The organism is Serratia sp. JSRIV002, from assembly GCF_019968725.1.
GTDB classification, from domain to species: domain Bacteria; phylum Pseudomonadota; class Gammaproteobacteria; order Enterobacterales; family Enterobacteriaceae; genus Chania; species Chania fonticola_B.
Map to the genome: position 1 here is coordinate 219,646 of NZ_CP074143.1, position 22,124 is coordinate 241,769.

General features: G+C 55.2%; 25 protein-coding genes. 8 read left to right on the forward strand and 17 right to left on the reverse strand.

Features of this window, described 5'->3' with window-relative positions; genetic code table 11:
- Nucleotides 1-4 precede the first annotated feature (4 nt).
- Genes KGP26_RS00915 through KGP26_RS00935 form a run of 5 tightly spaced genes read right to left on the reverse strand, consistent with a single transcriptional unit; the run spans nt 5 to nt 3,316 of the window.
- Nucleotides 5-739 carry a molecular chaperone gene (locus KGP26_RS00915; protein WP_021807351.1) on the reverse strand — a complete coding sequence of 245 codons (735 nt, stop codon included), beginning with the start codon at nt 737-739 and terminating at the stop codon, nt 5-7.
- Entirely contained in the window at nt 736-1,455 is a 720-nt protein-coding gene (locus KGP26_RS00920; RefSeq protein WP_059199169.1) for a molecular chaperone, read from the reverse strand. The genes KGP26_RS00915 and KGP26_RS00920 overlap by 4 nt, the downstream gene beginning before the upstream one ends.
- 7 nt (nt 1,456-1,462) lie before the next feature.
- On the reverse strand, nt 1,463-2,023 hold the full coding sequence (locus KGP26_RS00925; protein WP_223664907.1) for a fimbrial protein: 561 nt from the start codon (nt 2,021-2,023) through the stop codon (nt 1,463-1,465).
- Nucleotides 1,998-2,723: a molecular chaperone gene (locus KGP26_RS00930; protein ID WP_223664908.1), complete on the reverse strand. Its 726-nt coding sequence runs from the start codon at nt 2,721-2,723 to the stop codon at nt 1,998-2,000. Before KGP26_RS00930 ends, KGP26_RS00925 begins: the two co-directional genes overlap by 26 nt.
- Nucleotides 2,724-2,767: 44 nt before the next feature.
- Entirely contained in the window at nt 2,768-3,316 is a 549-nt protein-coding gene (locus tag KGP26_RS00935; RefSeq protein ID WP_021807355.1) for a fimbrial protein, read from the reverse strand.
- Between the two features lie 775 nt (nt 3,317-4,091).
- On the opposite strand from KGP26_RS00935, the gene KGP26_RS00940 reads away from it, so the two are divergent.
- Both KGP26_RS00940 and KGP26_RS00945 read left to right on the forward strand, forming a co-directional pair.
- Nucleotides 4,092-4,349, forward strand: coding sequence for a FaeA/PapI family transcriptional regulator (locus KGP26_RS00940; protein WP_021181614.1), 258 nt, complete (start codon nt 4,092-4,094; stop codon nt 4,347-4,349).
- Nucleotides 4,350-4,425: 76 nt separating this feature from the next.
- Nucleotides 4,426-4,998 carry a response regulator transcription factor gene (locus tag KGP26_RS00945; RefSeq protein WP_059199168.1) on the forward strand — a complete coding sequence of 191 codons (573 nt, stop codon included), beginning with the start codon at nt 4,426-4,428 and terminating at the stop codon, nt 4,996-4,998.
- A gap of 112 nt (nt 4,999-5,110) precedes the next feature.
- On the opposite strand, the gene KGP26_RS00950 is transcribed toward KGP26_RS00945, so the two are convergent.
- The 12 genes from KGP26_RS00950 to KGP26_RS01005 form a co-directional block, all read right to left on the reverse strand.
- Complete coding sequence (locus KGP26_RS00950) at nt 5,111-6,610, reverse strand: helix-hairpin-helix domain-containing protein (RefSeq protein WP_223664909.1); 1,500 nt, start codon at nt 6,608-6,610, stop codon at nt 5,111-5,113.
- A 30-nt stretch (nt 6,611-6,640) separates the two neighbouring features.
- Complete coding sequence (locus KGP26_RS00955) at nt 6,641-8,242, reverse strand: PP2C family serine/threonine-protein phosphatase (RefSeq protein ID WP_223664910.1); 1,602 nt, start codon at nt 8,240-8,242, stop codon at nt 6,641-6,643.
- Nucleotides 8,242-9,282 carry a TerY-C metal binding domain-containing protein gene (locus KGP26_RS00960; RefSeq protein ID WP_059199165.1) on the reverse strand — a complete coding sequence of 347 codons (1,041 nt, stop codon included), beginning with the start codon at nt 9,280-9,282 and terminating at the stop codon, nt 8,242-8,244. Before KGP26_RS00960 ends, KGP26_RS00955 begins: the two co-directional genes overlap by 1 nt.
- Nucleotides 9,283-9,377: 95 nt before the next feature.
- Nucleotides 9,378-10,016, reverse strand: a complete 639-nt coding sequence (locus KGP26_RS00965; protein ID WP_021807360.1) for a VWA domain-containing protein — start codon at nt 10,014-10,016, stop codon at nt 9,378-9,380.
- Entirely contained in the window at nt 10,013-10,657 is a 645-nt protein-coding gene (locus KGP26_RS00970) for a TerD family protein (protein WP_021181609.1), read from the reverse strand. The genes KGP26_RS00965 and KGP26_RS00970 overlap by 4 nt, the downstream gene beginning before the upstream one ends.
- Nucleotides 10,658-10,677: 20 nt before the next feature.
- The gene (locus KGP26_RS00975) at nt 10,678-11,316 is read right to left on the reverse strand and encodes a VWA domain-containing protein (RefSeq protein WP_021807361.1); all 639 of its coding nucleotides are present in this window, start codon (nt 11,314-11,316) and stop codon (nt 10,678-10,680) included.
- Nucleotides 11,317-11,715: 399 nt separating this feature from the next.
- Complete coding sequence (locus KGP26_RS00980) at nt 11,716-12,189, reverse strand: HTH domain-containing protein (protein WP_021181607.1); 474 nt, start codon at nt 12,187-12,189, stop codon at nt 11,716-11,718.
- 2 nt (nt 12,190-12,191) lie between these two features.
- Entirely contained in the window at nt 12,192-13,148 is a 957-nt protein-coding gene (locus KGP26_RS00985) for an HpcH/HpaI aldolase/citrate lyase family protein (RefSeq protein WP_021807707.1), read from the reverse strand.
- On the reverse strand, nt 13,148-14,227 hold the full coding sequence (locus tag KGP26_RS00990) for a cysteine protease StiP family protein (RefSeq protein WP_094983304.1): 1,080 nt from the start codon (nt 14,225-14,227) through the stop codon (nt 13,148-13,150). The genes KGP26_RS00985 and KGP26_RS00990 overlap by 1 nt, the downstream gene beginning before the upstream one ends.
- 1 nt (nt 14,228) lies before the next feature.
- Nucleotides 14,229-15,002, reverse strand: a complete 774-nt coding sequence (locus KGP26_RS00995) for a hypothetical protein (RefSeq protein ID WP_059199160.1) — start codon at nt 15,000-15,002, stop codon at nt 14,229-14,231.
- Nucleotides 14,995-16,125 carry a phosphoribosyltransferase domain-containing protein gene (locus tag KGP26_RS01000; protein ID WP_179249318.1) on the reverse strand — a complete coding sequence of 377 codons (1,131 nt, stop codon included), beginning with the start codon at nt 16,123-16,125 and terminating at the stop codon, nt 14,995-14,997. The genes KGP26_RS00995 and KGP26_RS01000 overlap by 8 nt, the downstream gene beginning before the upstream one ends.
- A 3-nt stretch (nt 16,126-16,128) precedes the next feature.
- A complete protein-coding gene (locus KGP26_RS01005) occupies nt 16,129-17,193 on the reverse strand; it encodes an ATP-grasp domain-containing protein (RefSeq protein ID WP_223664911.1) in 1,065 nt (354 codons plus the stop codon).
- Nucleotides 17,194-17,515: 322 nt separating this feature from the next.
- Between KGP26_RS01005 and KGP26_RS01010 the strand changes: the two genes are divergently transcribed.
- From KGP26_RS01010 to KGP26_RS01035, 6 genes are all read left to right on the forward strand, one after another.
- On the forward strand, nt 17,516-18,103 hold the full coding sequence (locus KGP26_RS01010) for a TerD family protein (protein ID WP_021181601.1): 588 nt from the start codon (nt 17,516-17,518) through the stop codon (nt 18,101-18,103).
- A complete protein-coding gene (locus KGP26_RS01015; protein WP_166733817.1) occupies nt 18,103-19,269 on the forward strand; it encodes a TerD family protein in 1,167 nt (388 codons plus the stop codon). The genes KGP26_RS01010 and KGP26_RS01015 overlap by 1 nt, the downstream gene beginning before the upstream one ends.
- Before the next feature lie 23 nt (nt 19,270-19,292).
- The gene (locus KGP26_RS01020) at nt 19,293-19,748 is read left to right on the forward strand and encodes a tellurite resistance TerB family protein (RefSeq protein WP_021807713.1); all 456 of its coding nucleotides are present in this window, start codon (nt 19,293-19,295) and stop codon (nt 19,746-19,748) included.
- A gap of 23 nt (nt 19,749-19,771) precedes the next feature.
- On the forward strand, nt 19,772-20,815 hold the full coding sequence (locus KGP26_RS01025) for a TerC/Alx family metal homeostasis membrane protein (RefSeq protein ID WP_021807714.1): 1,044 nt from the start codon (nt 19,772-19,774) through the stop codon (nt 20,813-20,815).
- Nucleotides 20,816-20,872: 57 nt separating this feature from the next.
- On the forward strand, nt 20,873-21,451 hold the full coding sequence (terD, locus tag KGP26_RS01030) for a tellurium resistance membrane protein TerD (protein ID WP_021807715.1): 579 nt from the start codon (nt 20,873-20,875) through the stop codon (nt 21,449-21,451).
- Between the two features lie 72 nt (nt 21,452-21,523).
- Nucleotides 21,524-22,099, forward strand: coding sequence for a TerD family protein (locus KGP26_RS01035; RefSeq protein WP_021807716.1), 576 nt, complete (start codon nt 21,524-21,526; stop codon nt 22,097-22,099).
- Nucleotides 22,100-22,124 lie beyond the last annotated feature (25 nt).

Genomic DNA, 22,124 nt, shown 5'->3' on the forward strand with positions numbered 1-22,124 from the left:
ATCGTCAGTCCTGTTGGGCAACCGGAGTATCCCAGCCATCTTCATCAATCAGCTGCCAGCTGACTTTCCCGCTCGCGGTGGCGGGCAGGGTGTAAGACTGCTTGCCGAAAGGGGGCACCATCAGGCGCAGAGCCGGTTTGTCCAACGCCATATTCCCCACCGACAGGCGGGAGAAGGTGAGCCAGTAGGGGGTCGGGTTGGTGGCTGTCAATTGGTCGCCTGCCCGGCTGAAGGTCAGCTTCGGGGCCATGTCTGCCACAGCGCGTTTCACTAATCCCGCCGGGCGGTAAAACAGTTTGATATTGCTCACGACCGTCATCACCATCTGCTTACCGTCGGGTTGCTGAGTGGGCAGCGCCTTCATGGAGATAAAAAACACCGATTCACGGTCGTTAGGCAGCGGCATATCGTTGCGCCGGATTCGCAGCGCCAGTTCACCGTTCGCTTCCAGGCGAGCCAGCGGCGGCGTGACAATAAACGGCATCACTGGGGTGCCATGCCAGCTCAGATCGACGTCCCCGGTGGCCGGATCGACCGGGCGGATCCATGACTGCATCAGGTACGGTGCCGGGCTTTTGTTGTAGGCGGTCAGCGTTACGCCCTGCTTTTCGCCCTCCGGGTAAATCACCCGCAGCACGTAAAAAGAAATCCCCGGCGAGGCGTTGTCCTGAGCCTGTGCCAGGCCCATTTTGTTGACCAACAGGCATAGGCCCATCAGAAGATAAATCGGGTATTTCATGGTGTGGTCTCCGTGGAGGCTGAGCCTGTCTGCTGGCAGGACTTGGAGAGTCCGCCATAGTCGGTGAGCGTCTGCCAGGCCACCTTATTCACCGGCCCGTCAACGGCCAGGATGATACTGCTGTGCGGAGGCACCATCGCCGGTTGCTGAACTAATGCCACGGTATGCCCGTCAACGGCCAGCATCCCCAGGGTCTGAAAATAGCCGGTGGGATTAATGGCCCGCACGCCGTGCGCTTCACGCTTGAACGTCAGCAGGCACGGGGTGTTGTCCGCAGGTAACGCCAAACCTTGCGGGCGATAAAACAGCTTGAGCACGAAACGTACCCCAACTGACAGCCGATCGGCCGCCGTTACGGGTTCAGCCTGTGCAGGAATGGCCGAGATAGAGAGATAAAACAGCGATTCCTGGTCGGAGGGCAGCGTGGCGTCCTGCGGCAATAGTCGTAGCAGTTGGCGGCTATCGCCTTGCAGCGAGAACAGCGGTGGCGTAACGATAAACGGCGCGGGGGTCGTATCGTCCAGGCCGTTCTGTACTCGGGCTTGGACCAGATAAGCCTGTTGCCCGCTATTGCTGACGGTGAGGGTTTGCGCTTTATCCGCGGCAGAAAAAATAACGCGTGTCTGCCCCAGGCTGATGCCGCCGCTCCCGGCCTGTGCAGACAGGCTGAAAGTGAGCAGCAGGCTTGATAGCACCTGATGAAATTGCTGTGTCATCGGGCCCTCACTGATAGAGAAACGTAAACATCAGCGTGGCCGTCACGTCACCGGTCGCAACCGTGGCACACCCGGTGCTGCCGCCACAACTGGCACCGGCATAAAAGGTGAACGCCTGGTTGACCGGTATCTGTCCGGGATTAGCCAGTGACAGCAAGCTGTTGTTTTTGACTTCGGGCTGGCTGTAATCCGGCACGGTGGCACTCTGGATCACCAAAATCCCGGTATTCGCCGCCGATCCGGCATTGCGAAACAGCCATTTACCGTCTTGGGTGGTGCCAGTGCCGGCGATAGTCACGACAGGTTTAAGGCTGCCGCCCGCTGAACCGGTGCAGTCCTGCACGGAGAGGGTAAAGGGCTGTGGAGCAACCAGCTGGTTTGGGCGCAGCTGTGATTTAGCGATGACACCCAAAGGCAGAGTGCTTCTATCCAGGCTGAGCGTGCAGGTGCCATTGGTCAGCACGGCTGAGAAATCCAGCGTTACGGCCTGCACCGGGGCGGATACCGCTCCACCACCTGCCAGCACTACAGCCAGCACGGCCTTAAGGTAACGTTGCGCTGAACGCATCGGTGCCCCCGGTATCATTAATGGTCTGCCACTGCACCCGCTTGCCGGTTGCCAACGGTGTTTTAACCGGCCAGATATGGTTGCCGAAAGGGGGGATCATGAGTGCAGCCGGCGTGTCCAAAGCCAGTTGTTGCCCATTCACCGTCAAGCCGGCCAGGCTGACAAAATAGGGAGAGGGATTGGTCACCTTCAGCCCCCCAGCCACGCGGGAGAACTGCAACTCTTTTTGGGCGGCGGCAGAGGAACCGCTCAGGCTCGCAGGCCGGTAGAACAGCTTGATAATGTTGCCCACGCCGAAGCGCAGCTGGGCCTGCACGTCATTACGCTGCTGAGTCGGATCCATTTGCGTACTGGTTGGAATAGCGGTGGCATGCAAATAAAACACCGACTCCCGATCGCCGGGTAGCGGCTGGCCGGTAAAGGCGATACGTAACTGATTGGTGCTTTGTGGTTCCAGACGGAACAGCGGCGGCGTTACGGTGAACGGGGCCGTGGTCTGTGCATCCTGTTTACCGCTGACAGCCGTTTGCACCAGATACGGTTCGTGGTTAAGGGTGTTGCGTACCGCGACGTTGATACTGCTAGCCCCTTCAGGGTAAATCAGGCGTGTGGCATTAATGCCAAACCCGGCGGACCAGCCTGCCAACGGCGTACCCAGCAGGGCCACTAGCAGCGAAAGCAGGGAGATAAAGCGCGTCATATTGCGGATCCTGAAAAGGCGGGCCATCGGCCCGCTGGAACACATCAGTTGTAGGCAAAGCTGAACAGGATCGGCGCGCTAACCATACCGATATCTGGCGTGAGAGACGTAGAGGCTAAACCAGCCTGCAGGCTCAAGGATTTCGTGTTGAAATCGGCTGCTTCCGGAGTCTCACCTGCTTTGGCTACCAATAATTTCTGGCCGGCGCTAATGTAGGTGGTTGGTGAGGTCACTTCACTTAACATAACGCCGGTATTGGTGCCGGTGCTGTTAAAGATGTTCTGGTTGCCCCCTAGTGTCTGGCCGGTGACGATCAGGCTTGCTGTATCACCTGCTGCTGCCGGGGTTTCACAGTTGTTCAGACCCACGGTGAAGGTTTTTATACTGCTGGCAACCGGGGTGGCTACTGCGGTGAAGGCGGACTTGGAATAGTTACCCAGGTCCAGGCTAGGGTTGGAGAGAGAAACGTCACAGGTCGCCGCTACAACGTTGGCGGTAATGGTCATCTGGGCGTTAGATGCGGCCTGAGCCACGCCAGATCCTGCCAACAGAGTCGCAACCACCGGAGCCAGAGTAAAAATAGACTTACGCATAATGAATTCCTTATTTACGTATTAAAAAGGTGAATACAATCATTTCGTAGCTGATTATTAGCCACGAGCCATCATTTATCTGAACAGTCCGAACAGACAAAGTATCTTCAATAAAATCATCACTCCTGATGCCGTCAATTTTTTTAGACGTGAGTAAGGCATCCTGATGCTATTTTCATGCGTTTTTATGCCAAGGCTCTGTGCCTAATGGATTGAGAGCGGTTGGCTATCCATCAAACATGAAAGACTTGTTAAGTTTTAGTGTGCGGCTGTCTTCCCATCACTGGAGACACAGTTTGACTGAGCTGGAAATGGAGGGCTTTCCTGATCCAATGATTTCCTAAATCGAAAGCCAGATATTTCATTTTTTATTAAGATTAATCTCGCGATTTATTGCCTATGTTCTTAAGATTTTTCCTACCCATCGATTTAGGCCGGAATTATTACGGCCAACCTTATTTTTGAAAAGTGTTTTTTGATAGGAAAAGCAATTTCGCAATAAATGCCTTGGCAGATGGTTTTTATGGTCAAATTGCGAGTTATTATCGTATGTATCATTATGTTTCCGATATGTTATATCGCAAATTTAATTTAGGCAGATTTAAAACTCGTTATTGTAACGTTTATAAATACTTTACTCCGATGTGGTATTAAATACGCTCAGAAAGCCAAGCAGACGGGACCTGCATGCCGTTTGCCGTTTTGATCGGTGGGCTTTGGCCTGTAGCGCGGGCTGACGCATCACTAAAGCTCGTAAGAGAAAAGGTTTAACCTCATGAAATATAAAAAACATAATGCAGCCTGCGACAAGGTTCTGACGGCGCTGCAGGTGTTGAGCCGTGTTGATTGCCCTCTGGGCACATTGCCCCCGCAAGATAAATGGCCCAAGACCCGGGATATTGCCGACTACTGTGATACCAACATTTATGTGTCCCGCTACTACCTGATGAAACTGGTGAAGAAAAAGAAGGCGCATGTCTCATCGGTACCAGACCAAAAGAGCCTACGCTGGTGTATTGCAACACCTACCTGAGGTGGGGATTTATCCCAATGATGTATCACCTAATCAACGGTGTCATTTAAAAAAATCAGGCTGTTAAGGTGTCAATATGAACTCACGCATCGTTATTGCTCTGTGGGGCAAAAATTTCTATTTCTTACAAGGCATTCGCCACCTTTTTGAACGGTATTTTTATCTCCGGGGAGTATCTCCTCTATTTGTCCATGCAGATTGCAATGATATTATTCATCTGAAAGTTGCGGATCTGATTGTCAGGAGCAACGCCAGCTGGCGGGGTGATGGATATCAACGGTACCAAATCCTTATACGAAAAAATATAGAAGGGGTCACCTATCAACAGGGAGAAATCGGCCTGAATGATAAACCCGAGGCGGTGATGCAACTGCTGGATAGGCTGTTCGACGTGCAGCTCAATAATAATGCCACCTGCGTACCTGACTACGAAAAGATCACTCGGCGAGAGCGAGAGGTCTTGCAGGCGATAGCAGCAGGCTTATCGCCTACACAGATCGCCAGAAAGTTGCAGATCAGCACCAAGACCGTCAGCGCCCATAAGCAGGCATCCATGCGAAAATTGGGATTCCAGCGCAGTCACGATTTGTACCATTGGTTGTGGCAAGGCAGCCCGGATATATTGAGGAGCACGGTGGGAGAGGGATGATACTACCTAAGGGTGAAAGCACTAATGGTTGTTTTTTGTGGGGCGCAGGTGTGGATCTTCCTTTCCTCCATAATCCAGTGCGAGGCGCGCCGCACCCCGCACTCACCAACGCTTAGTTCTCCACCAACTGCACCACCACCAACCTGCCGCCCTCCTCGGTAGAAAGCACGAACTGGACACCGTCGTTCAGCGCCAGCTTGTCACCGATCGCCACCGGGGTCTTATCCGGCAAGGAGAGCAGCCCACTGATGCCTTCATTCACCAGCCACCACTGATCGTTATGGAACACGAAATAGCCCACGCGTTTTTTCTGCGCGTCTGGCGTGCGTTCGTTGGGGGCGATCAGGCGGTTAACGTGCCAGGCATAAATCGACTGGCCGCTCCACACCATCAGGCGATGATCGTCGGGCCGGAAGCTCCCGGCTTTACGCGAGGAGTAAAGGTTCAGGATCGGCAGTTTGCCCTTGAACGGCGTACCGCAATACGGGCAGGCCGGGCGGTTTTTACCGGAGAACACGTACCATTTCTGTTCGCAGGCAGCGTTTTGACACGGCTGGATCAGATCGACCGTTTTCACCAGCGCCGTTTCCCACTCATCGGCAGTTGGTCGCCTTGCAGGTTCGTGCAGGCCCTCAATAAACGCCCTTTCAAACAGCGGCGTCAGGTAGGGGCCCATAATGGTGTAGGGCACTTTCTGCGGATCGGCCCAAGGCAGCGAAGAAGGGCTGACCTGGTTGAGTTTGACCGCATTGCTGTGGTCGGTCGGGTGCTCAATAAACAGCGCTCTCTCGCCCATCGCCAGGGATTCGTCGCGCATCTCATCGTCCATGTCATGGATCTTGCCGCCGCGCAGTGGGTGGCGGAATAACAGATACATGTAGATCAGCACGGATAACGCATGCCTGTCGGTGGCGATGCTTGGCAGTATGCGCTGCGGATCTTCCTTCGGCAGATGGCTGGTTTTCACCACTTCCGGAGCAATAAAGTCCGGCGTACCGACCACGTCTGGGGGATATTTGCCTGGCACCACCAGCCCGTCGACGTCAATGATGCAGGCGTGGCCCTGCTCGGGGTCGATCAGCACGTTTTTATAGCTCAGATCGCTATGGCACAGGCCAGCGGCGTGCATACGCCGGACGGCTCTGGTCAGCAGCAGGCATACCTTCAGGTAATTCAGCGTGTTGCCACGTTCGCGCGGATCCAGGAACTTGTTCTGGTTATTGGCGCTGGCGAACCATTTACCTTCCTTCTCGCGGCCTTTAATCCCCAGGAAGTCGTTATTCTTGGAGCCGTATTTAAAGAAGAAGTGGCTTTGGTAGGTGGGCACTACGATGCCGATTTTGCCGTCGTGTTCCACTATGCTGGTGGGCCAACAAAACAGCCCTTGCCAGTAATCCCCGCCGGCTTGCTCAAAGATGTTCTGCCGGTAGCGGCCAGTGATCATCTCGATGCGCTCTTTCGCCTGCTCGTTCTGCGGCTTTTTATAGAACGCCACTACGTATGACTTATCCGGCGAAAAGTAGACGTCCTTCATGGAGCCGGAGCCGATGATCTCATCGACATACTGGATGGTTTCGCCATCCCTGGTGGTACAGGTAACAATATTTGCCATTTTACTCACCCGCTATGTAGTCCAATCCATTCACCACGCCACGATCAGGGTCCGATCGTCGTGATTGCCCGGGGAGAAGAAGTTCAGCCATTCGGCCAGCCGCTCTGCGGGCTGCGAGGGATCGCTCAGGCAGGGCGCCAGCTCCGCGATCAGGTCATCCCACTTCTGGCTATTTTGCAGGCCATTATCCGTTTCAAACCGGGGATCGGAGACGCCGTCGGTCATCAGCACCAGATGAGAGACCTCGGTCCATTTACCGATGCTGATGCGCTTACTGAAGTTCGCATCGTTCACGGCGTCGGCATCCAGGAAGCGTGTTTGGCCCGCATACTCACCGCTGTCTGGTGTGCCCAGTACACGCACTTTGCCCACCGGCCCGTAGGCCGCAATGGCACCGTCACCCAACCAGAATGAGGCGGCGAACAGCTCGGCCCCGGTACGGAAGGAAACGGTGACCAGCAGCGTGGTCGAATAGGATTTGGCGCTCTCTTCGGCCCGGATGGATTCATTGCTGATGTTGTTGACGGCCATGATCGCGGCCTGGCGGAACAGGCGATTAAACGCCTCCCAGACTATCCGCTGATCGTCGGTTCCCCAGTTTTCAACGCAGGCTTTGAGTTCCAGCCCTTTGTCGCTATTCAGCAGGGTAGTCAGGTAGTCGCCAACGGTTTGAGTTGCGATGCGCGAGCCCTCGCGCGAGTTTTTAGCGCTACCGGCTCCGTCGGCTACCAGCAGGATGTTCCAACCAGTATCGCTATTGCTGGCGATATAAAAGTCATCATCCCGGAAGGTGCCCGCATGCTCGTGTGAACGCCCTCTGCGGCTGGCCGCCACGATGTTCACCCCAGGCCCCTGGATCTGCTGATGGGCGACATGCGGTTTGAAATAGCGCGAATCGGCAGGCGGCTCGAGGATTTTCCACAGGCTGCGTGGGTCTGGGTTAACGATAAAGGGCACCTGGGTTGAGCATTGCGGCGCAGTAGGGCAAGACCAGGTGACCGTGATGTCAAAGTCGCCGCTTTCGGTGGCGGTTCCTGCCAGTGAAGAGGTCGCCGGATCAAAGGTGATACCGATATCTTTGGAGAACGCGACGGCCAGTACTTCGGCGGTCGTTCCATCATCAAGCACGATATCTATTTCAGAGTGGAAGGGGACGCCGGTACGGGCATTGGCTACGTTGATTTTTGCCTGCGGCTGAATGTTCTGCGGCGTGCTAATCGGGATAGCGGTGCCGGACGGTATCTGGCCTGGCTTCAGGTTTTCTTTGGCGGTTTCTTCAGGCAATGCGGCATCTCCTTGCACTTCCAGCGGATCAAACTGTGCTTTCTGCCAGTCGTCTGGTGTTGGCAGATCTGCGGTATCTGGCGAGGCAACAGGGGTGTCATCGTCCTTGGTGAGGACCACTTTTGGCTCGTCGGCCAAGGTATCGTCATTGGCAACCCACGGCGGAGCTTCTGTTGTCTCAAGCGTTGCGGGGGTCTTGGCCGTCACTTTCGTGATGAGGTTGGTCAGCAAGGTGCCGATCTCATCATCGGCTTGCAGGCTGGCAAGCTGGGCGTCATCCGTCGTTGCGCCCGTTTCAGCCAGGATCAGCATGAGTACGTTTTGGCGCAGTTTATCCACGTCTTGCATCAGCCTTTCCCTCGCGTCACGTCGAAATCGGAGTCGCCGCCGTTTTCCCTGAACGTCAGCCCCTTATCGCACCACGGGCAGATAACGTCATCGGGCCCGTTGACGCACAGCAGTTTGCCGCAGGTACACATCGCAAAGGCGCTGGCATTGCCGCAGTACGGGCAACCCGGCACGCCGTGCAGTTCGCTGGTATTGACCTGAATGGCAGATGCCGATTCATCGCTCCAGGCAAAATAATCCTCATCGATCGGGAAGCAGCCGTTGAGGTTGAAGCCGTTGATATTGAGCTTGAAATCCAGCGTGGAGAGGTTAACGGCCGGGCGTTCGTATTTCATCAGGTAGGGGCGGCGTGACTTGCTGCAACGGCCCGTCAGGGTGACGCAGTTTTCGTCGTAGGCTCTGGCAATATCGTCTTTGGCCAGCCGCACAATGTGGTCGGTGTGGGTGAGCAACGGAGGTGCATCCTCCCCCACGCTGCGGCTGTGGGCAGAGACAGACGCGGTGATCCACTTAATGAACTGGGCGAAATCCCCTTCCTGACTGTCGGTGAACAGCAAGACGTTATCGGTCAGTTGCCGCAGGATGTTCATATCCGCCGAAGGGCCAAGGCCGATGGCGATCAGGTTGACCTTATTGGCGTAGTTTTCTTTCCAGCGCCTGATTTCGGGGGCGGTATCATCCGTTGGGCGACCATCGGTGAGTAAGTACACCACCGGTTTCCAGTCGCCTTTGCGTTCCTGGGTGGTTTTTCTGACCTGTTGATCCAACTGACGGGTAAGTTCCCGCAATGCCGCGCCCAGGTTGGTGCCACCGCCGATCGGCAGGCGAGGGGGATAAAATGACACCACCTCGACCAGCGGTACGATGGTTTTTGCCACCCCGGCGAAGGCGATCACCGATATCCAGGCGGTTTCAAGCGCGTGGGGGTCTTTTTTCAGGTCGCTGACGATCCTTTGCAGGCCATCATTCATTTTCTTCAGGCTTTCCCCGATCATGGACTCTGAGCAGTCCAAGACCAGGAAGATGGGCAGTCTTCTCATGGTTAAAAACCTCGTCAGGCGGATGCTTCTTGCAATGCGCGTCATGGGGCAATGAAAAAACAGGCAAAGCTCCGGGTAGAGGCTTTGCCTGTTGGCTACAGAACCAGCTGTATTTCCGGTGGTGGTGGCGGGAGGTTATCCTGCCCGGCGTTAACACCCGCACTGGAACTGCCTGACGCGACGCTGGCCGACACCCATTTGAAGAAGCCGGAAAAGGCCGTTGAATCCAGAGTTTCGAGGGCCACAACCTGAGAGGTCAGTTGCTTGAGGTGTTCATGCTTGGCCTTCGGCCCGACCGCACAGGCGATAATGGAGCCGAAGGAACGTTTTTTGACTTCTTTGATCGCCTCGCCATAGGCATAGCTGTCTGACGGGGTGCCATCGGTCATCAGGAATACCAGTGGCCGCCAATCGCCTTTCTGATCGCCATCGGAGCGGTGGATATCCCGATCGACACATTTGATCAGGCACTCAAGCGCGGCCCCGGTGAAGGTGCCACCCGCGCTGGGGACGACAATGTCGGAGAACTGGAACTCTTCCAATGAGGTTAGCGGGATAAACTCCCGGGCTTCGTTATCAAAGGTGATGATGGAGATATGCACGCTTTCCAGCGCATACGGGTCCTGGCGCAGCGCGCTCATCATTGACTGAATGCCCACGTTAACGGCATGGATAGATTCCCCGCGCATCGACCCGGAGGTATCAATCAGCAGGTAAACGGGTAATCTTCTCATTGCAGGTAGTTCTTCAAGTGGGACACGAAGGAGTCGGACTCGGAAGGTTCGCCAATGGCGTTCAGCTTCCAGCCGGTGCTTTCACGCACCAACTCGGCAAACAGCATGGAACGCTGGCCATCAAAGGCGGCCCCGCCCGAAAGATCGAAACGCGCCATTTCCACGTTTTTGGCATCCACCGCGCGGATAAAGGCGTTTTGCACCTTGCCGAAGTGCTGCTTCAGCTCCTGGCCGTTATAGATCTGCACGATGAAGACGATTTTTTCGTACTTGGGATCGAGGGAGTTCAACTGGGCGATAATCTGCTCGTCATCACCGTCACCCGCGCCGGTGCGGTTATCGCCGGTCAGCCAGATGTGGCCAGACTTATGGCGCTGGCTGTTGAAGAAAATGATGTCCCCGTTAACCAGCGAAGGCCGGCCGTTTTCCACATCGCCCAGATCGGCGACTTTGCCTTGGGCATTACACAGGAAGGCGATAACGTCGAGATCATACTCCGGCTCTTTCTTGCCAAACAGACCACCCAGCAAACCTTTCTTCTCTTCATTGATATCCCAGCCAAGTCCAATGGTGACTGAGGAAAGGTCGTGTTCGTTTTTACGCAGGCTGACGCTTTGTCCTTTACGCAAACTGACTGACATAAAATCTCCTTGAAAATGTTTTATAGAACAACGTTAACTTCGGGTGGTGGTGGCGGTAAATCGTCCAGGCCAATAACTTCCTTTTTGCCTGACTCGACTTTCTGGCTGCCGACGGAGATGCTGGCCGACACCCATTTAAAGAAGGCTTTGATCGAGGTGGAGTCAGCCGTATCCAGCTGGAGGACGATCTCGGTGATTTCCTGGAGCACTTTGGTTTCGGCGCTGTGGCCAGCGGCACAGGCAACGACCACGCCGGTTCTGGCGGCTTTAAAGTCGCTGACGCCTTTGCGCCAGTCATCCGTGGGTGAGCCATCGGTCATGATGAACACCAGCGGGCGCCAATCGCCTTTAGTCTCGGCGGTGGTTTTCTGCACTTCGTTGCTGATGCTGGTGGCGACCAGTGAGAGAGCCTCACCCAGCGCGGTGGTGCCGCTGGCCACCAGTTCTGGCAGCTTGAAGCTCAGCAGATCGGTAAGGGGAACAGCCTGGCGTGCGGAAGAATCGAAGGTGATCACCGAAACATAGGCGGTTTCAAGGGCGTAGGGATCTTGTCGCAGGGTGGAGAGCAGCGTTTGCACCCCATTTTTGACCGCTTCAATGGGTTCGCCTGTCATGGAGCCCGAAGTATCAAGTAGCAGATAGACCGGAAGTCTTCTCATCGTATTCCCTTATTGAGTGCCGAGTTTACATAATAAGTGTTCTGGTCGTTATCTCAACAGAAATACCCACGTTTGCAGGAGTAGATTTGTTGATTTTGCGATCGCTTTATCCCCTCACCCCGACCCTCTCCCACAGGGAGAGGGAGCCAGCGCGGAGTCGTGGTCGTGGGCGGGAGTTGATCTGTAACAGGGCTGATAGAGTGGATGCCGTTGAGTTGTAGCACTTTTCCACAGGGAGAGGGAGCTGTCCTGCGTTGTGGATTAGTCTGTGCTGTTTCTGGAAGTGGGGAGCCTCAGTGAACTCGATCGTCCCCTTGCCCAAGGTGCGTTACCGAGCTTTCAGATCTACTCGGTCGGTCCCCTCTCCCTGTGGGAGAGGGTTAGGGTGAGGGGAAGGTATTACGGTTTTTGCTTGCTGGCCTGAATGCTGCGCACCAGGTCGTCGATACAGCGCTCAACAATCATATCCACCGCTTCGCTGCGGGTCGTTTCCGTCACTCTGGATAAGCGATCGATTTTGCGTAGCACCGACATTTTTAATGACAGCGACACGGCTTTCTTCTTCTCTTTATCCAGATAGACACGGCTGACGACTTCACCGGTTTTCAGCTCAGAATTGGCCGCTAACGCATCCTGCATACGGCGAAAGTTCTTCTTGTCCAGATGCCCAGGTTGCGTCAACTGATAGGAATGGGTGGCCTTGCGGTATTTGATCTCCGCCTCGTAGGACTCTCTCAGTTCCTTAAGCACGCGTGTCAGGGTTGGCCCCGAGCAGTCTAACTCGGTGATGATCTTGTCAGCGGATACGGGTTTACCCGCACTGAGTAAAATGGCCAGCTTATAGATCCGTGCCTGTCGCGTATTGAGTTGCATGATTAATGACTGCCTGCGTTGATGCTAAACCGGTGGCTTTCCTGAGATGACTCGTTGGCAATTCCATATACCTGAGCACGCGCCAGGATCTCTGACGCCCAGCGGCGATGGGTTGCGGGTTCGCACATGGTTCCCTGCGATTTAAACACCGCCTGTGAGGAGTTGAGGATCCGCAGCGCATCGGTATGATCGTTTGCCTGCACCATCAACGCCTTTTCGATCTTGCCGATCTGATTCGGGTGGATCGCCGTCTTGCCGACCAGGCCATGGGCGATATCGAGCGCCAATTCTCGATCCATAATCTGATGATCGTCAATATGCTCACAAACCGGTGCCGTCAGGGCGAAATCACGTGGGGAAAATACGGCAACCAGCATTTTTATCACATAGCCCATCGGGCCGTCGTACAGCGTCAGGTTCCGCGGCCTTCTGAGCGCCACCACGTTCATCAGATCGTTGCCACCGATACGCAGGGCGATGATGCGCCGATAGCACGGGTGGTGATGCAGGGTGTTGGCTAACTCACGCATTTGCACTACATCAAACACTTCTTCTGTCTCGAGCGTGGGCATCATGCACAGGTGCGAGTCCTGCATCATGTTCCACCAGTAAGGCAGCGAAGCCAGCGTGAATTTGGGCAGTACCAAGCCGTCCACCGCGCTGAAATCCATGCTCGCCAGCAGCTGTTTACCCATTTCTTTATGACGTGGCCGCACGAACACCAGTGGCCAGTGGTCATTGCCCTCCGCTGCCTTGGCTTGGGCCAACGTCTGGGTGAGTTCGCGCAGGTTGTCCAGCGCCTGGGGAAGATCTTCGTCGCTGACCGCGTCTTCCAGGCAGACGATCAGAGAGCGTAAACCGGCGATCTTGTTATTGAGGATCGTCTCGGCGATATCCGTTCTGGTGGCGGGCATATAGAGTGAAGCACCCAGCCGCCAAGGGGAAAGACGTTGGTTCATTAGAGCACCTTCTTGATAATGGTCACCGCACGGTACTGCCCGATCTCATCACCGACTTCGGTAATGGTCAGCCCCTTTTCGCGTGCCAGATAGACCAGCAGCGCGACGTCGGGATCGTCTACCGCACGGACCAAGACGTGATCCGGTACTCTGCGTAGCACAGCGCGCGTAGCCTCTGCGATCCCTGGTTTAATTCGGTTAATGCTGGCAACCTGATATTTTTCGGCGAGGTGGTTAACCACCCTCTCACTTTGTTGTTTCAGGTAAGCCTTTCTCTCTGCATTCTGTGTGCAGGGCTCAAGCGCCGCTGTGTCTAGCGTCGCGCGATACTGCGCCACGGTATCTACCAGCAGACGGCTGCATTCAAACTGGGCGAGATGATCGCACTGTACGCAGCCGTGCAGGCCTTCGTTTGACCAGATGGAGCGTGAAATCATGCCGGAAACCGGCGCACCCATAATGCCAAACGGGATCAGCCAGTCGTCGTCGCTGGCGGCCAGCCACGAACACCCACACGGGTCGGCAAGCACCACCAGGCGGGGCTGGGCAGGATAGCCAGGCCGGTTGTTGAGGGAGCGGATCAGTTCGCCGGTAATGGCTCCTTTGCCCGTCCAGCCATCGACAAAGACTATCCCTTCGGTGCCGTGACGCGCTTCAATCCAGTCGAGCGCGACCGAGTCAATGCCCCGGTCACGAATGATGCTGATGCCGTAGTGATACGACTCTTTACCCATGGCCCGCAGCGTTTGCTGGAGCATCACCCCTAGAGGAACCCCGGCACGCACCAGGCTGGCCAGAACTATCGGCGTATCGCCGAACCGCTCAATCAGCGCAAGGGCCAGCATCGAGACCTCTTTTGCCAGGCGTCCTGCACCCTGATCGAGTGCGCGGGCAAACAGGTCGAGGTGTGAAGGGGTCGGCTCCGGTTCCTGGCTCAACATCTCCGAGTAGTGACGGGCACCGGACTGGATCAGCTGTTCTTTCTGATCGACCGGCGTCATTTCCATTTCTACCGGTTGCAGCAGAAAGTGAACGTCCTCGGGCAGGTATGAGCCGGAAAAGGGCACAAAATCAGACATATTACTGCTCTCCGAAAATATGGCGGGAGATCGCTTCGGCAAACTGGCTCTGGCGCGGCAGGCCAAACCAGGTGCAAAGCTTCATAAAACGATGATCGCTGAGGCTGTCGCCCAACCCGATAACCGGGAACACGCCGCGTTCAAGGCGCAGTTTTTCCAGCAAGAAGGTGACGGCCAGCCCTTTCTCTACCACGGTCGGCAACCAGGCAACGTTGTTGCTGTTACGGTGGACGTAATAGCCTTCAGTGGGGAATAGCTGCTCAATCTCATCGGCGATGGCGTAAAGCTCGTCCAGGCGGGTGCTGTCGCGGTGCTTCATCACCAGATAGACCGGCGTGTCGCCGTATTCATAGTTGATACGCGCCCAGCCATTGATGTTGCGTTCGGCCATCAGCTCGGTGATCTTGCGCTGCATCGCCAGCAGGTCAGCGGCATAAGGTTGCAGTTTTTCCAGCATCAGCGCCTGCCATGCCGGGTCTGGCTGCCCCTGCGGGGTGAGGATCACTGCACCGTGTGTGGTAACCGCCCATGACTTGAACGGGATACTCACCCGGGCAATCTCTTCGGTTCCACGCGCGGTGACCGGGATCAGCTCCGCATGTTCCAGCATCCAGTCCACCAGCATTGACTGTTCTTCGGTCATAAAGCTGCGGGGTTCCAGGCTGCGATCCAAGGCACCGGTGCGATACGGGGCAAGGTCGAGCTCATCGACCATCTTGCGGCGCGTCTGGAACAGGGTGTCGTCCAGATCGGAGAAAATGACCGGCTTATTCATAGCTTACGACCTCAACGGTTGGGGCGACCTGTTTTAACGCCTCAATTAACGCGGGATCAACGCTTGCCGCAGGGGTTTCGATACACAACAGGATCCGGTCAAACTGCTGGTGGGCCACGTTGTAGACAAAGTTGGGGATGCCGAGCCCATAGTTATCGCCAAAGGCGATGGCGGACTGGATGGCAAACCCGGTGGCAATCGGCGAACGGGTGGTGGAGCTGAATTTAACCTCGGCCCCCTGTTTTTCCAGGCGTTCAGCCAATAGGAAGGGCTCCCAGACAAACTCGCTGCTGCCCAGCACCAGCAATTTTTCCCCTGGATGCGTCTGAATATCGCGCCCCAGATCCGCACTTGGCGATGAGATGCCCAAGCGGCCCCAGCTCTGTTTACCGGTGATCGGCACGCTGCCGGTGGCGGTAACGTTGACTGCTGGCATCACCGGCACCGGAGCATCGGGATTTTTTTCCCAGTGCCAGTCACCCTGAACCAGTGACACATACTGGATCGGGATTGGGCTGCGTTGGGCAAGCGCATCGCCGCTCCAGTCGGTCAGCGTGACGGTGATGGCGCGGGCAATGTTGTGTAACCCGGCATCCTGCTGTAAAGCCTGGAGCAGGTTGATGAAGGTGTTGCCGGTGGTGGCTTCATCGTCGATCAGCACCACGGTTTTGGCTTCCAGCACGCGGCGGCGCAGTTCGGCATCCTGTGGCAGATAAAGCAGGTGGTCCGTGGCGTGGCTGTGATTTTCTTTGAATTCGCACAGCAGCTCACCCCCCTCTACCGGATGGCGGGTGGAGGTGAGGTATACCGGATCGCTAACGCTGCCCCGGACTTCGTCAAACACACCTGCACCGAATCCGACGGCGGTTTCCGCCATGCCGATAAACAGCACCGGGCCTTGATCGCAGGCTGGGAACAACGCGGCCAATTGCTGATAGACGGCGCGCATGACGCTCGGCTTCACCGGAATATGGCGGCCCAACACTTTGCTGACGAACAGAAACGCGCGTTTCGGGTTGCGCCTTTCGGCTACGTCAAACAGCTCATCCAGCGCGATCGTGCCGCCCGTTGGGGTTACTTTCAGCGTGCCGCAGGACAGCGTGCGGGAATAGGTATTTAGCATGGGTTAGTCCTTCACCAGCAGGTTGTCGAGCTCGGGGTGATATCTGACGACATCGGTAATAGAACGGACGATCGCTGGGGAGAATGCAGATTTAGCCTCATCAATCACTTGCTGCTGGCTCATTACGCCAAGCTTATACAGGGCGAACAGGCCCGGCAGATTGACGCCGCTAAAACGGGTATAGCCGATACCACCAGACGGGCGCAGGTTGATTTCCAGCAGTACCGGGCGCCCGCTGGTGTCGTTGCGGGTTTGCACGTTGACCAGGCCATCGGCCTGCATCGCGGTGGCACAGGCTTTAGCCAGTTCAAACGCCTCGCCGTGGTTTTCCAGATATTGCAGCGCCCCTTCTTTTCTACGTGCGACGGCAGCCAGCACGGTGCCCCGATCAACCAACATGTCGACGGAGTATTCAGGGCCAGGCAGGTAAGGCATCAGCACCAATGGCTCAAACTCGCCAGCGTCTGCCAGCGCGCTGAGGTAGCGCTGTGAGTTCACTTTGCGGTTTTCCGGATGGGTAAAGGCGGCCATCGGGCCTACGCTTTCATCAAAACGCCAAAATCCCATGCCATAAATACCCTTCACCGGTTTGACGCACAGCTGCGCGCCAGAGAAAGGGGAACGGCTAATCAGATCGCGCAGCTCGGCCACCGACTCAATGCGCAGAGAGGGGACGACCGGCAAGCCATGTCGCTCCATGGCCTGGGCAAATGCCACTTTGTCATCGGCCAGCTCAAACATCGCCTGGCTGGTGGCACCGGTGGTCAGTGTGACACCGGCAGCCTCGATCTGTTGGCGATGAGCTTCGAACCACTGCGTGTTACGGCCCGTGTGGATGGCATTGATGCCGCACTGTTCCACCGTAGACAGAATGAAGGGTAGCCGCTGTTCGTCTTCTTTCGGTTCGAACAAGGCGACGTCTGCCTGGGAGAGGATCTCGTTACGTTCATTACGGTGTGAGGCAACCACCGTCACGGCAGTTTGCTTGGCTTTCACCAATGAAACGATGCCCTGAATAATATCCCGCTGGGAAGATAAACCTTCCATAAGCCACATTTTGAGTGTCATTTTTTGATTTTACCGTTCAAGGCTTGATGGTTAAAAGGATCGCTGTGGGGTGAGGCCACCCAATGGCGATGTCAATCATAACATGATGTCAGTCTGGAAGTGAAAATATACGTTAAAAAGTCACATAAAATGAATGTGACAGCCAAGTTTTTACCAAGCGTGAAAAAAATAAATACATTTAAAACATCGAATTAACTAAAATAAAGCCGTTGGGCATCAAAAATGGGTTGTGCAAGAACAACATCATGATATGATTTTTTACTCATGGAATTTGGTGTAAAAAAATCACTGTTTTCAATACCAACTTGAAGGAACTTAAACCATGGTGTCATTAACCAAGAACCAGACCGTTTCGCTCAGCAAGCAGTCATCTGCCATCAACCAGCTGCACTTTGGCCTGGGGTGGGATCCGATCAAGAAGAAAGGCGGCCTGTTGAGCAAGATGTTCGGCGGCGGCAGTGATGCCATCGATCTCGATGCTGGCTGCGTTTTGCTGGATAAAGATGGCAATACCCTCGACACCATCTGGTTCCGCCAGCTTAAGTCTCGCTGCGGCGCTGTGGTGCACAGCGGCGACAACCTGACCGGTGAAGGTGATGGCGATGACGAAGTCATCCTGGTCGAGCTGGCAAAGCTGCCTGCTCAGGTGGAATACCTGGCCTTTACCGTCAACAGCTTCCGTGGGCAGTCGTTCAACGATGTGGAAAACGCGTTTTGCCGCGTGGTCGATCAGGCCAAAAAGGAGCTGGCACGTTATGAGCTGAAAGAGCAGGGCGCTCATACCGGTATCGTGATTGCTTCACTTCGTCGTAACAATGGCCAGTGGGATTTTACCGCGCATGGCAAAGCCTGCAGTGGCAGAACCATTGATGACATGCATGCAGACATCAAAGCTACCGTGGTGCGCTAATGAATATGACTCCGGGGGCCAATGCCCCAGTTCCATCTAAATTACTGAAGGTTCGCGTGCTGTCCGGCGCACCGGTTGATGCCTCCGCTTTCCGCCTGTATGCCGATGGCAAAGTGAAAGGCGACGCGGACATGATCTTTTATGGTCAGCCCAAGAGCGATGACGCCACGGTGTCTTTGACCAATGAAGGTCATAACGCCAACTTCGCGGTAGACGTCAGCCGCTTGCACCCAGACGTGCAGAAAGTCGCCTTTACGGTGACCTGTGAAGGGGCTCAGACCGTCGCGGGCCTGCAACGTTTGCTGATCCAGATTGAAGCGGATAACGAAGTACTGCTGGTGGGCACCGTTGAGCTGAATGGCCGCCAGGAAGCCGCATTGATCCTGGGTGAGCTTTACCGTCGCAACAGCGAATGGAAGTTCCGCTTTATCGCTCAGGGCTTCAACGGCGGGCTGAAACCGCTGGCTGAGCATTTTGGTGTGGATGTGGCGGATTCTCCTGCCCCGGCAGCGGCTCCTGCGCCAACGCCTGCACCGGCCCCAACGCCGGAGCCAGCCAAAATCAGCCTGAGCAAAGTATCGTTAACCAAAGAAAAACCGGCTATCAGCCTGACCAAGCGGGATAACTTTGGGGAAATCCGTATCAACCTGAACTGGCATCGCGGCAGCGGCCCGACGGGTTTACGGGCGATGTTCAGTTCGAACAAAGGCGTCGATCTCGATCTCGGGGCGTTTGTTGAAATGGCCAACGGGGAAAAAACGGTGATCCAGGCGCTCGGTAAGCGTTTTGGTGACTACAACCGCGAGCCGTTTGTCCAACTGCAAGGCGATGACCGCACCGGTGATATCTCGGATGGCGAATGGCTGCATATCAACGGGCGCGAATGGAAACATATCCGCGAAGTGCTGGTTTATGCCTTCATCTACGAAGGGGTCGCGAGCTGGGATAAAACGGACGGCGTGGTGACATTGCATGTGCCAGATCAGCCACCGATTGAAACCCGCATGTCGGAAGGCCAGAACAACCGCAACATGTGCGCCATTGCGCGCCTGGTTAACGAGAACGGTAGCATCAAAGTTGAGCGTGTTAACCGCTTCTTTAACGGTCACAGTGACATGGATCAGGCTTTCGGCTGGGGTTTCAGCTGGAGAGCAGGGTCAAAGTAATCAATTTCACAGAGGATTTCACCATGAGTTTTTTCAACAAGGTTAAAGGGGCATTCAATGCCAGCCGCGACGAACTGACCAAGCAGGTCAGCCGTTTCAAGAATAAAAAGTTCATGCAGGGTACCGTGGCCGTGTGCGCCCGTATCTCCGTGGCCAGCGGCGGTGTCAGCACTGAAGAAAAACAGAAGATGATTGGGTTCCTCCAGGCATCTGATGAGCTGAAAGTATTCGAGACCACTGAAGTCATCGAATTCTTTAACAAACTGATCGCCAGCTTCGAGTTCGATGTCGAAATCGGCAAAGGCGAAACCATGAAGTACATCCTGGCGCTGAAAGATCAGCCGGAAGCGGCCCAACTGGCCATCCGTGTGGGTATTGCCGTAGCCAAAAGCGACGGTGACTTCGACCAGGATGAGCAAAAAGCGGTACGCGAAATCGTGGCTGCTCTGGGCTTTGATGCGGCCGAATTCGGTCTTTAATGTAATATCTTCAGAAGGTTAATATGGTATCCACGCACATCGGCTTCCCGACCGAAACCGTCATTGTTTTCATTGTATTGGCTGTCGGGGCCATTTTTATCGACTTGTTTATGCACCGCGATGACAAGCCTATTTCGCTGAAGAGCGCAGCCCTATGGTCTGTGTTCTGGGTTGCCATAGCGATGGCCTTTGCCGGTTTCCTGTATATCCACCACGGCGCCGAAGTGGCCAGCCTGTTTGTCACCGGTTATGCCTTAGAGAAAGTGCTGTCGGTTGATAACCTGTTTGTCATGATGGCGATCTTCTCCTGGTTTGCCGTGCCGGATCGTTTCCGTCACCGCGTGCTCTACTGGGGCATTATCGGGGCTATCGTGTTCCGCGGTATCTTCGTTGCCATCGGTACCGGTTTGCTCAGCCTCGGGCCATACGTTGAAATTGTCTTTGCGCTGATCGTGGCCTGGACGGCGGTGATGATGTTGCGCAGCGGCGATGACGGTGATGAGATCGAAGACTACTCGCAGCACTTGGCGTACCGCATGGTGAAACGGTTCTTCCCGATTTGGCCGAAGCTCAGAGGCCACGCTTTCCTGTTAAGCCAGAAAGAAGTTGATGAAGAGTTGGCTAAACCGGAAAACAAAGATGTGACGATTGGCCGTGGTGCCAAAGCCTGGCGGTACGCTACACCGCTGATGCTGTGTGTGGCTGTGGTTGAGCTTTCCGACGTGATGTTTGCGTTTGACTCGGTACCGGCCATCATCGCCGTGAGCCGTGAGCCGCTGATTGTCTACAGCGCCATGATGTTCGCCATCCTCGGCCTGCGTACGTTGTATTTTGTGCTGGAAGCCCTGAAGCAGTACCTGACGCATCTGGAAAAAGCCGTTATTGTGTTGCTGTTCTTCATTGCGGTGAAACTGGGTCTTAATGCCACCGACCACATCTGGCATCATGGGTACAGCATTTCAGCAACGGCGAGCCTGTTTGTCGTGCTGGGCGTTCTTGCGGTGGGTATTATCGCGAGCGTCATGTTCCCAGGCAAACCCGACGCCGAGGAGAAAAAGGAGAGCTGATCTCCTATCCAGCTGAAATCAATTCGCATGAGTTTACTTTTTTGAGAGGTTAGAACAATGAGTGTTTCTTTATCTAAAGGCGGTAATGTTTCCCTGAGTAAAGCAGCCCCAACCATGAAGAATGTGTTGATTGGTCTGGGTTGGGACGCACGCTCCACCGATGGTCAAGACTTTGACCTGGATGCCTCTGCATTCCTGCTGGCCGCAAACGGGAAAGTGCGCGGTGATGCTGACTTCATTTTTTATAACAACCTGACTTCTTCTGACGGTTCCGTTACCCATACCGGTGACAACCGTACGGGTGAAGGCGACGGTGATGACGAATCTCTGAAAATCAAACTGGATATGATCCCAGCGGATGTCGACAAAATCGTGTTTGTGGTCACTATCCACGATGCGCAGGCTCGTCGTCAGAGCTTCGGCCAGGTATCCGGTGCCTTTATCCGTTTGGTGAACGATGACAACCAGACCGAAGTGGCCCGTTACGACCTGACAGAAGATGCGTCCACCGAAACCGCCATGCTGTTTGGTGAGCTGTATCGCAACAACGCCGAGTGGAAATTCCGCGCGGTAGGTCAGGGTTATGCCGGTGGCTTGGCTTCCGTGTGTGCTCAGTACGGCATCAACGCGTCCTGATCGATAAGCTAGTTAATATGACGGGCAGTACACTACTGCCCGTATCATCCCCTACAAAGCAGGAGCTTTAAAATGGCAGTTTCTCTCGTAAAAGGCGGTAACGTATCCCTGACCAAAGAAGCACCCACCATGAACATTGCCATGGCTGGCTTAGGTTGGGATGCGCGTGTCACCGATGGCCAAGGGTTTGACCTGGACGCCTCCGTATTTATGGTTGGTGATGACGGTAAGGTGCTGGGCGACAGCAGTTTTATCTTCTTCAACAACAAGAAGAGTGCCTGTGGTTCCGTTGAGCACCAGGGCGACAACCGCACCGGTGAAGGCGATGGCGACGATGAGCAGGTCAAAATTGAGCTGAGCAAAGTGCCTGCTGAAGTCAAGAAACTGGTTTTCGCCGTGACCATCTATGATGCCGAAGCGCGTAAACAGAACTTTGGCATGGTCAGCAACAGCTACATGCGTATCTTCAACAACGATAACGGCACCGAAATCGCCCGCTTCGACCTGTCTGAAGATGCCTCTACCGAAACCGCGATGGTGTTCGGCGAGCTGTATCGCAACGGTGCCGAGTGGAAATTCAAGGCAGTAGGCCAAGGTTTTGCCGGTGGCCTGTCCGCTCTGGCTTCACAGCATGGCGTGAATATCTAAGATAGGCTCGTTGCCAGTGTGAGAA